We start from the raw sequence: 10,319 nt of genomic DNA on the forward strand, positions 1-10,319 counted from the left end.
CGGGCGTCCGGGCTTCGGGCGGTCCGTAAGAATGACCGTGACGCGGTCGCGCAGGATTGGACCGGCGCGTGGCGGGGAAACGCGATCCTGCCCGCGGCGAAGCCCTCGTGACCGCGAGGTACCCGACTGGTCGAGGGCTGGGAGCAACAACATGCAGGTGTGGCCGGGTCACCGGTATCCGCTGGGCGCGACATATGACGGCACGGGCACCAACTTCGCGATCTTCTCGGAGGTCGCGGAGGCGGTCGAGCTGTGTCTCTTCGACGCGTCGGGCAACGAGCGCAAGGTTCAGCTGCACGAGCAGGACGCGTTCGTCTGGCACGCCTATCTGCCGGGGGTGGAGCCCGGCCAGCGGTACGGCTACCGCGTCTACGGCCCGTACGACCCGTCCCGCGGCCTGCGGTGCAACCCGCACAAGCTGCTGCTGGACCCGTACGCCCGGGCCGTCGACTCGGACATCGACTGGCACCCGTCGCTGTACGCCTACGACTTCGACAACCCGGACCAGATGTCGGATCTGGACTCGGCGCCGCACATGGCGAAGGGCGTGGTCGTCAACCCGTACTTCGACTGGGGCAACGACCGGCGCCCGGACATCCCGTACCACCACTCGGTGATCTACGAGACGCATGTCAAGGGCCTGACCCAGCGCCACCCCGACGTGCCGCCGGAGATGCGGGGCACGTACGCGGCGCTCGGGCACCCGGCCGTCATCGAGCACTTCGCCAAGCTGGGCGTGACCGCGGTCGAGCTGATGCCGGTGCACCAGTTCGTGCACGACAACCGCCTGCACGACCTCGGCCTGCGCAACTACTGGGGCTACAACACGCTCGGCTTCTTCGCGCCCTACCACGGCTACTCCGCGATGGGCTCGCTCGGCCAGCAGACCCAGGAGTTCCGGGGCATGGTCAAGGCGCTGCACGCGGCCGGCATGGAGGTCATCCTCGACGTCGTCTACAACCACACGGCGGAGGGCAACCACCTCGGCCCGACGATGAGCCTCAAGGGCATCGACAACCGGACCTACTACCGGTTGGTGGACGACCAGCCCAACTTCTACATGGACTACACGGGCACGGGTAACAGCCTCAACGTGCGCAGCCCGCAGAGCCTCCAGCTGATCATGGACTCGCTGCGCTACTGGGTCACCGAGATGCACGTCGACGGCTTCCGCTTCGACCTCGCGTCCACGCTGGCCCGCGAGTTCTACGACGTGGACCGGCTGTCGACGTTCTTCGAGGTCGTGCAGCAGGACCCGGTCGTCGGCCAGGTGAAGCTGATCGCCGAGCCGTGGGACGTCGGGCCCGGCGGCTACCAGGTGGGCAACTTCCCGCCGAACTGGACGGAGTGGAACGGCAAGTACCGCGACACCGTCCGCGACTTCTGGCGGGGCGAGCCGGCGACGCTCGCGGAGTTCGCCAGCCGCATCACCGGCTCCGCCGACCTCTACCAGGACGACGGCCGCAAGCCGTTCCACTCGATCAACTTCGTCACCGCGCACGACGGGTTCACGCTCAACGACCTGGTCTCGTACAACGACAAGCACAACGAGGCCAACGGCGAGGAGAACCGCGACGGCGAGAGCCACAACCGCTCGTGGAACTGCGGGACCGAGGGCCCGTCCGACGACAAGGGCGTGCTGCAGCTGCGGGCCAAGCAGCGGCGCAACTTCCTGGCCACGCTGATGCTCAGCCAGGGCGTGCCGATGATCTCGCACGGCGACGAGCTGGGCCGCACCCAGGGCGGCAACAACAACGCGTACTGCCAGGACAACGAGATCAGCTGGATCGACTGGGACAACGCGGACGAGACGCTGCTGGAGTTCACCCGCAAGCTGACCGCGTTCCGCCACCGCCACCAGGTCTTCCAGCGCCGCCGCTTCTTCACCGGCCTGCCGGTCACCGCGCGCGGCGGCGGCGACCCGCTGCCCGACCTCGAGTGGTTCACCCCGGACGGCCGGCAGATGGCCGGCGACGACTGGGGCAACGACTTCGGCCGGGCGGTCGCGCTCTTCGTCAACGGCGAGGGCATCCGCGAGCGCGGCCAGTACGGCCAGCGCCACGTGGACAGCTCGTTCCTGCTGTTCTTCAACGCCCACGACGCGCCCATCGAGTTCCACACCCCGCCCGCCGAGTACGGCGAGAAGTGGGAGAAGGTCATCGAGACCGCCGAACCCTCGCCCGACCGCCCGAACGTGGTCGAGGCGGGCAACACGATCCTCGTTCCCGACCGCTCACTCATCGTGTTGGACAGGACGGTTTGATGCCCTTCTCCGGTACCTACCGCATTCAGGTACGCCCCGACTTTCCCCTGCCCGAGGCGGCCAAGCTGGCCGACTACCTGGCCGACCTCGGCGCCAGTCACATGTACACCGCGCCGATCCTCACCGCCGCGCCCGGCTCCGAGCACGGCTACGACGTCGTCGACCACACGCAGGTCAGCCCGGCGCTCGGCGGGGAGGAGGGGCGGCTGGAGCTCAAGGCCGCCCTCGACGCCGCCGGGCTGGGCCTGGTCGTCGACATCGTGCCCAACCACGCCGGGGTGGCCGTGCCCCACGCGAACCCGACGTGGTGGGACGTGCTCAAGAACGGCGAAGCCTCCGAGTACGCGACGTTCTACGACATCGACTGGTCGCGCGGGAAGATCCTGATCCCGGTCCTGGCCGACGAGCCGGACGCGCTCGACCAGCTCCGGGTCGAGGACGGCGAGCTGCGCTACTACGACAAGCGCTACCCGATCGCCGACGGCACCGGCGAGGGCACGCCGCGCGAGGTGCACGACCGCCAGCACTACGAGCTTGCCACCTGGACCCGCGGCGACAGCGAGATCAACTACCGCCGGTTCTTCACCATCACCGACCTGGCCGGGCTGCGCGTCGAGGACCCCGCGGTCTTCGAGGCGACCCACCGGGAGATCCTGCGCTGGGTCGCCGAGGGCGCCGTCCAGGGCCTGCGCGTGGACCACCCGGACGGCCTGCGCGACCCGGGCGGCTACCTGGAGATGCTGCGGGCCGCCGCGCCGGACGCCTGGCTGGTCATCGAGAAGATCCTCGAGCCGGGCGAGGAGATGCCGGACTGGCCCGTGGCCGGCACCACCGGCTACGACGCGCTGTCCGAGGTCGGCGGGGTCTTCGTCGACGGGACCACCGAGGCCTTCTTCGACACCCTCGACCACCACCTGACCGGCACCACGACGACGTGGGAGAACCTGGTCCACGACACCAAGTACGCCCACGCGACCAAGCAGCTCGCCGCCGAGAACGCGCGCCTGGCCCGGCTGATGCCGGACGACGACGCGGCCCCCAGGGCGCTCGCCGAGCTGGCCGCGTGCTTCCCGGTCTACCGCACCTACATGCCGTTCGGCTCGCGGCACCTCGCCAAGGCGCGCGCGGAGGCCGGCCGGCGCCGCCCCGAGCTGATCTCGTGCCTCGACAGGATCGTCGCCCGGCTGCGCAACCCCGCCGACGAGCTGGCGCTCCGCTTCCAGCAGTACACGGGCGCGGTCATGGCCAAGGGCGTCGAGGACACCGCGTTCTACCGCTGGACCCGCTTCACCGCGCGCAACGAGGTGGGCAACGACCCGTCGAAGTTCGGCGTCTCCCCGGACGAGTTCCACGATCTCACCGAGGCGCGGCACCGGCGCTGGCCGGAGGCCATGACCACGCTCTCGACCCACGACACCAAGCGCAGCGAGGACGTGCGGGCCCGGCTCGCGGTGCTCAGCGAGCTGCCCGGGGACTGGACCGAGGTGGTGCGCCGCTGGGTGCGCACGGCCCCGCTCAGCGACCCGGCCCTGGCGCACCTGGTGTGGCAGGCCGCGGTGGGTGCGTGGCCGATCTCCCGCGAGCGCCTGCACGCGTACGCGCTGAAGGCCGCCAAGGAGTCCGGCAGCGTGACCACCTGGACAGCGCCCGACGAGCGCTTCGAGACGCAGCTGCGCGAGCTGGTCGACCGGATCTACGACGACCCGGCGCTGCACAGCGAGGTCGAGGGCTTCGCGGCGTCGATCACCCCGCCCGGCTGGTCGAACTCGCTCGGCCAGAAGCTCGTCCAGCTCGCCATGCCCGGCGTCCCGGACGTCTACCAGGGCACCGAGCTGTGGGACTTCTCGCTGGTGGACCCGGACAACCGGCGCCCGGTCGACTTCGCCGAGCGCCGCGAGCTGCTCGGCCGCATCGACGACGGCTGGCTGCCGCCGGTCGACGAGACCGGCGCGGCCAAGCTGCTGGTCACCAGCCGGCTGCTGCGGTTGCGCAAGCAGCGGCCCGAGCTCCTCACGACCTACAAGCCGGTGTACGCCGACGGGCGCACCGCCGACCACGTGCTCGCCTTCGACCGGGGCGGCGTCGTGGCGGTGGCGACCCGGCTGCCGGTCGGATTGTCACGCCACGGCGGCTGGCACGACACCACGCTGACACTCGACGGCCACACCTGGACGGAAGTCTTGACGAACACCACGTACGGCGGGAACCGCCTGGCAGTGGCCGACATCCTGCACACGTACCCCGTCGCCCTGCTGGTGAAAGAGTGAGCATGTCCGTCTTTGAGGTGTGGGTCCCGGAGAAGACCGTCAAGCTGTCGATCGGCGGCGAGGAGCGGGAGATGACGCGCGGGGACGACGGGTGGTGGCGCGCCGAGGTCGCCGACGCCGGCCCCGGGACGGATTACGCGTACCTGCTGCCGGATCACGACACGCCCCTTCCCGACCCGCGCTCGAAGTGGCAGCCTCAGGGGGTGCACGGCCCCAGCCGGGTGTACGACCATGCGGCCTTCGCCTGGTCCGACGGCTCCTGGACCGGCCGCCAGCTGCCCGGGTCGGTCCTCTACGAGCTGCACATCGGCACCTTCACCCCCGAAGGCACGTTCGACGCTGCGATCGAGCGGCTCGACCACCTCGTCGACCTGGGCGTCGACCTGGTGGAGCTGCTGCCGGTCAACGCGTTCAACGGCGAGTACAACTGGGGCTACGACGGCGTCTGCTGGTTCGCGCCGCACGAGGCCTACGGCGGCCCCGACGGGCTCAAGCGCTTCGTCGACGCGGCGCACGCCAAGGGGCTCGGCGTGGTGCTCGACGTGGTCTACAACCACTTCGGCCCCAGCGGGGCGTACGCGCCGATGTTCGCGCCCTATCTGAGCGCCGCGGGCAACAACCCGTGGGGCGACTCGGTCAACCTGGACGGCCCCGAGTCCGACCAGGTCCGCCGCTACATCATCGACAGCATCCTGAGCTGGCTGCGCGACTACCACGTCGACGGGCTGCGCCTGGACGCCGTGCACGCGCTGGTCGACCACAACGCCGTCCACCTGCTGGAGCAGATCGCGACCGAGGTCGAGAGCCTCTCCGCGCACCTGCGCCGGCCGCTGTCGCTGATCGCGGAGTCCGACCTCAACGACCCGACGCTGATCACCCCGCGCGAGGGCCACGGCTACGGGCTGCACGCCCAGTGGGCCGACGACGTGCACCACGCGCTGCACACGCTGCTCACCGGCGAGCGGCAGGGCTACTACGGCGACTTCGGCTCGCTGGAGTGCCTGGAGACCGTGCTGACCGGCGCCTTCTTCCACGCGAACACGTGGTCGAGCTTCCGGCGCCGGCACCACGGGCGGCCCGTCGACCGGCAGCGGACGCCGGGGCACCGCTTCGTCGCGTACCTGCAGAACCACGACCAGATCGGCAACCGCGCGATCGGCGACCGGATCTCCGCGACCCTGTCGCCGGGGCTCCTCAAGGTCGGCGCCACGCTGCTGCTGACCTCGCCCTTCACCCCGATGCTCTTCATGGGCGAGGAGTGGGCCGCGAGCAGCCCGTGGCAGTTCTTCACCAGCCACCCCGAGCCCGAGCTGGCGGCGGCGGTGCAGAACGGCCGGCGGCGCGAGTTCGCCTCGCACGGCTGGGCCGAGGCCGAGGTGCCCGACCCGCAGGACCCGGCGACCTTCGAGCGCTCCAAGCTGGACTGGTCCGAGGCCGCCAAGCCGGGCCACGCGGAGATCCTCGATCTCTACAAGTCGCTGATCGCGCTGCGCAAGGAGCACAGCGACCTGTCCGACCCGCACCTGGACAGGGTCGAGGTGGCGCACGGCGACCAGTACGTCGTCATGCGCCGCGGCCGGTGCGTGGTGGCCGCGAACCTGGCCGGGGTGGCGCAGACCGTGAGCCTGCAGGCGACGCCGAGCAAGGTGCTGCTGGCGACCGGACCCGGCGTGGTGCTGCAGCGCGACCGCGTCGAGCTGCCCGCCGAGACCGCGGTGATCGTGTACGCCCGCTGAGACCTGTCACACGTCGAGCCCTCGCCACCGCTGACTGAGGCGGTAGGCGAGGGACCTGCTGTGGTGGATCAGCCCGACGGGGTGCAGATCGGCCGTCACGTTGTCGATCGGGTTGAACGCCAGCGCCGCGTCCGTCGCCGCCGGCAGCTCCTGGCCGAAGCACAGCTGCGCGACGGTCTGCTCGTCGGCGCGCAGCTCGAACAGCGCGCCGTCCTTCGCCGCCGTGGCGGTCACCGACTCCAGGGTGCCGCCGAGGTCGTCGCTGCCGGGTGCGGGACGGGCGGCGAGATAGAACTTGCGGCCGCTGCCGGAGCGGTAGGCGAGGATCGACCCGTACGTCGTCGAGAAGTCGCGCCGCAGGGCCGGGATGTGCCGCAGCGCCTTGCCCGCCCCGCAGGTGGAGAACAACAGGTCGCTGCGATGCCCGGCCACCGGCCCGTGCACGCGGACGGACAGGCCCAGCACGTCGTAGCGGCCCGGCTTCGTGCCGATCCCCTTGGACACCCGGACCGTGACCGGATGCCGCGCCGGACGGTCCAGCAGGGCCGAGCCCGTGCCGGCGCCGCCGGGGACCCGCAGCTCCCCGGAGTACGTGCGGCCGTCCGGATGCAACAGCCGCTGGCCCTGCCGGTGCAGGAGCCGGATCCCCGCGCCGAGCAGACCGGCCGCGGCGACCCCGGCGAGGAGTCCACGCTTCATGCCGGCGGCATACCCGGACACGTCCCGCTCATGCGTGACCCCTGCCGGTAGCAATCTTGGGGCACCATGTGCCGATGAACGAGGAGCGGGCCGTGCGCAAGGTGATCGTCCGGCGGCCGCCGCGGCAGCGGGCGAGACCCCGGGAGCTGCGCGGGCAGCGGGCGCTGGAGGGGCTGCGGCGCACGTTCGCCCGGCCCGAGGAGACGGTACGCACGTTCGGCCATTCGCTGGCGCCCTGGCGGCTCGCGGCGATCGGCGTGCTCATCGTGCTGGTGCTGGCCTTCTCGTGGGTGCGGCTCTTCCACGTGGGGCCGCCGTCCGTCGAGGACCTGCGCCGGGCAGCGGGCGTGGACGAGTGGCCGACGCTGGAGATCGGCGTCAAGAACGATCAGCCCGGCATCGCGTACTACGACGAGCGGACGAAGATCTGGTCGGGGTTCGACATCGACATCGCGTACATGATCGCCGAGGATCTGGGGTTCACCCGCGAGCAGGTGCTGTTCTACGGCATCGAGAGCGAGGACCGCGCCCGGATGGAGGCGACGGACCTGATCGGCAACCCGCAGCCGGTGAAGCTGGTCATCGCCAGCTACAGCATCACGGCCCCGCGCGAGGCGATGCCGAACGTCATGTTCAGCAAGTCCTATCTGCACACCGAGCAGTCCGTGCTCACGCTGAAGGGGCACAGGAAGGTCACCAGCCTCGAGGACTTCAAGGGCCAGACCGTCTGCTCGCTGTCCAGCTCGACGAGCGCGAGCGAGGTGGAGAAGGCCGGCGGCACCCTGAAGCGGGTCAATCGAGTCAGCGAGTGCCTGCCGATGCTGGACTCCGGCGAGGTCGACGCGGTCAGCACCGACGCGGCGATCCTGGGTGGATGGAAGGCCAAGTTCCAGGACAAATACGACCACTGGGACCTCGGTCTCGACGTCACCGAGGCGTACGGGGTGAGCGTCGGCAACAACGAGGCGTTGCGCGATCTGGTCAATGTGACGCTCTACCGGTCGTACGCGGATCCGAAGGACCACCGGTGGGAGGAGGCCTACGAGACCCACATCAAGCCGGAGCTGCCGCTGCAGGAGAACAAGGGCATCAACGCGGCCGGCCTGCCGCTCACCCCGCTCGCCCGCCCGAACCAGCCGGTCGTCGAGCGGCCCCGGGTGCGCGAGCTGCCGTGGGAGGACCGCACCCCGTGACCTCCGCCGACCGGTTCCGGCGCAACCGCCGCGCCCAGTTCAACTGGCTGCTGACCGCCCTGCCCGCGTTCCCGCTGGTGCTGCTCGTGCTGCGGCTCTGGTACCTGAGCCGGCAGGACCTGCCCACGATGCTGCTGCTGGTGCAGTACATCAGCCCGCTCGGCATGATCAGCGCGCTGGTGATCGCCCTCATCTGGACGGTCCCGGCGGTCATCCTCATCATCCGTACGCTGGGCGGGATCCTGCTCGTCAGCTCGCCGGACCCCGACGAGACCACGCGACGCTCCGCGCTCGCGCTGAGCGCCCAGCGGATGCCCGACTGGGTCGTGATCCTCGGCGTCGGGCTGGCCGGCTTCACGTGGCAGATGCGGATGCTGCCCACCCTGCTCATGCTCGTCGTCGCGATCATCGGGCTCACCGCGGTGCAGCGCTTCCCCGGCGAGCGCGCGATGCTGGCCGTCGCCACGCTCGGGGTCCCCGTCGCGGCCGGGATCGTCGCGCTGATCTGGGTGTGGCCCGGCGTGCGGACCGCCCTGGCGGCCGGCGAGACCGGGACGGCGGTGCTGCTGGCCGTACCCCCGCTGCTCGGCTGGTTGCTCACCGGCCCGGTGCCGCCGCGCGCCGCCCGCCTCGCCACGCACTGGCCGGCCGTCGTGGCGGTCGCCGTCGCGCCGGTCGTCGTCGGCGTGGTCTTCCTCCGCGCGCCCGTGCTCCCCAACAGCGCGATCGAGGTGGCCGCCGAGGAGGGCCCGGGCAACGAGGTGATCCGCGGTCAGCTCATCACCGTGGACGACACCGCGACGACGATCCTCACCCGCGGGGGTGACGTCATGTTCGTTCCCAACGATCGGGTACGGTCCAAGACGCTCTGCCCGGAACCGGTGCGCCCGCAGTTCAGCCGGATCACCGTGCGCGGCTGGGCCGTGGATCAGTCCGCCCTCGAATGGGCTGCTCCGACGCGCCCCGCCGACGCCGCCGTCGACCCGCGCTGCCTCGGCCGTCCGGTGTCGCGGTGACCGGGGCGCGCGGCCGCGGAATTCCTTTTTCCGCAGTTGGCGGGCCTTTGTCGCGGCGCGCCGCCGACCACGTGCAGACAGGCTGGACCGGACCTGGCAGGCTGCACGCCATGACCTTGCACCTGCGGTGGGCGGCCGTCACCGATAGAGGCCACGTGCGGAGCAGCAATCAGGACTGCCATTACGCCGGGGAGCGCCTGCTGGTCGTCGCGGACGGCATGGGTGGCATGGCCGCCGGAGACGTGGCCAGCCGCATCGCCGTCGAGGCCATGGCGTCGCTCGACGTGCCGATCGACAACGACCACCAGATGGACGCCCTGCACAAGGCCCTCGAGGTCGCCAACGGACGGATCGCCGAGACCGTCGCCGGCGACCAGGCCCTGCAGGGCATGGGCACCACGCTGACCGCGGTCGTGTTCTCGACCGACCGCGCCGCGCTCGCCCATGTCGGCGACAGCCGGGCCTACCTGTTGCGCGACGGCACGCTCAACCAGCTGACCAAGGACGACACGTACGTCCAGATGCTCGTCGATCAGGGCCTCATCCGGCCCGAGGAGGCGGCCGGGCATCCGCGGCGGGCGGTGGTGACCCAGGCCCTGCAGGGCGAGCCGGTCAGCCCGTCCTACGTGATCGTCGAGCCCGAGCAGGGCGACCGCTGGCTGCTGTGCAGCGACGGCCTCACCGGCGTCGTCCCGCCCGAGCGGATCGAGGCGGAGATGCTGGCGATCCCGGACCCGCACGACTGCGCCGGCCGGCTGCTCGACCTCGCGCTGGAGGGCGGCGGCCCGGACAACATCACGGTGATTGTCGCCGATCTGACACTGGACTGATCCCCGTCCCTCCGGAGTCATGCCACGGGCGCCGGGCTGCGGTACCTTACTTCGGTTCCCGTGAGCGGCTGGTGGGTGGTGATGACGACGGGACGCCTGTACGTGCGGCTCTCCGTGACGCTGGCGATCGTCGCCGTCGTCACGGCCGCCGGCACGTGGGCGGTGCCCGACGGGCCGGGCCGGCGCCTCTACGGCGACGCGGCTCAGCTCGCGGCCGGAGTGCTGGCGGCCTACGCGTGCTTCGCGGGCGCCCGGGACCGCTCGGGTGCCCCGGCGCTGTGGCGGGTGCTGCTCGGCGCCGGGCTCACCGTCCTG

The 10,319-nt window shown here is 71.1% G+C and carries 8 protein-coding genes; 7 read left to right on the forward strand and 1 reads right to left on the reverse strand.

What is annotated here, in order from left to right; genetic code table 11:
- Positions 1-151: 151 nt before the first annotated feature.
- From glgX to treZ, 3 genes are read left to right on the forward strand one after another with little or no spacing between them, the layout of a single operon-like run.
- A complete protein-coding gene (glgX, locus tag RBH18_RS11955; protein ID WP_306206912.1) occupies positions 152-2,263 on the forward strand; it encodes a glycogen debranching protein GlgX in 2,112 nt (703 codons plus the stop codon).
- Positions 2,263-4,530 (forward strand): malto-oligosyltrehalose synthase, encoded by a 2,268-nt coding sequence (gene treY / locus RBH18_RS11960; protein WP_306206914.1) that lies wholly within the window; start codon positions 2,263-2,265, stop codon positions 4,528-4,530. The genes glgX and treY overlap by 1 nt, the downstream gene beginning before the upstream one ends.
- Before the next feature lie 2 nt (positions 4,531-4,532).
- The gene (gene treZ / locus RBH18_RS11965) at positions 4,533-6,266 is read left to right on the forward strand and encodes a malto-oligosyltrehalose trehalohydrolase (RefSeq protein WP_306206916.1); all 1,734 of its coding nucleotides are present in this window, start codon (positions 4,533-4,535) and stop codon (positions 6,264-6,266) included.
- A 6-nt stretch (positions 6,267-6,272) separates the two neighbouring features.
- Here treZ and RBH18_RS11970 read toward each other — a convergent pair whose 3' ends face one another.
- A complete protein-coding gene (locus RBH18_RS11970) occupies positions 6,273-6,965 on the reverse strand; it encodes a hypothetical protein (RefSeq protein WP_306206919.1) in 693 nt (230 codons plus the stop codon).
- A gap of 74 nt (positions 6,966-7,039) precedes the next feature.
- Between RBH18_RS11970 and RBH18_RS11975 the strand changes: the two genes are divergently transcribed.
- From RBH18_RS11975 to RBH18_RS11990, 4 genes are all read left to right on the forward strand, one after another.
- Positions 7,040-8,158 carry a transporter substrate-binding domain-containing protein gene (locus tag RBH18_RS11975; RefSeq protein ID WP_306206921.1) on the forward strand — a complete coding sequence of 373 codons (1,119 nt, stop codon included), beginning with the start codon at positions 7,040-7,042 and terminating at the stop codon, positions 8,156-8,158.
- Positions 8,155-9,174 (forward strand): hypothetical protein, encoded by a 1,020-nt coding sequence (locus RBH18_RS11980; RefSeq protein ID WP_306206923.1) that lies wholly within the window; start codon positions 8,155-8,157, stop codon positions 9,172-9,174. Before RBH18_RS11975 ends, RBH18_RS11980 begins: the two co-directional genes overlap by 4 nt.
- A gap of 110 nt (positions 9,175-9,284) precedes the next feature.
- On the forward strand, positions 9,285-10,004 hold the full coding sequence (locus RBH18_RS11985; RefSeq protein WP_306206924.1) for a PP2C family protein-serine/threonine phosphatase: 720 nt from the start codon (positions 9,285-9,287) through the stop codon (positions 10,002-10,004).
- Between the two features lie 60 nt (positions 10,005-10,064).
- Positions 10,065-10,319: hypothetical protein (locus RBH18_RS11990; RefSeq protein WP_306206926.1), on the forward strand; the 255-nt coding region annotated here is incomplete at its 3' end.

Source organism: Actinoplanes oryzae (assembly GCF_030757795.1).
Classification (GTDB): domain Bacteria; phylum Actinomycetota; class Actinomycetes; order Mycobacteriales; family Micromonosporaceae; genus Actinoplanes.

Bases quoted from the DNA above. Each gene is read 5' to 3' on its own strand.
- glgX (WP_306206912.1), top strand. From the start codon at position 152: ATGCAGGTGTGGCCGGGTCACCGGTATCCGCTGGGCGCGACATATGAC.
- RBH18_RS11975 (WP_306206921.1), top strand. From the start codon at position 7,040: ATGAACGAGGAGCGGGCCGTGCGCAAGGTGATCGTCCGGCGGCCGCCG.
- treZ (WP_306206916.1), top strand. From the start codon at position 4,533: ATGTCCGTCTTTGAGGTGTGGGTCCCGGAGAAGACCGTCAAGCTGTCG.
- RBH18_RS11970 (WP_306206919.1), bottom strand. From the start codon at position 6,965: ATGAAGCGTGGACTCCTCGCCGGGGTCGCCGCGGCCGGTCTGCTCGGC.
- RBH18_RS11985 (WP_306206924.1), top strand. From the start codon at position 9,285: ATGACCTTGCACCTGCGGTGGGCGGCCGTCACCGATAGAGGCCACGTG.
- treY (WP_306206914.1), top strand. From the start codon at position 2,263: ATGCCCTTCTCCGGTACCTACCGCATTCAGGTACGCCCCGACTTTCCC.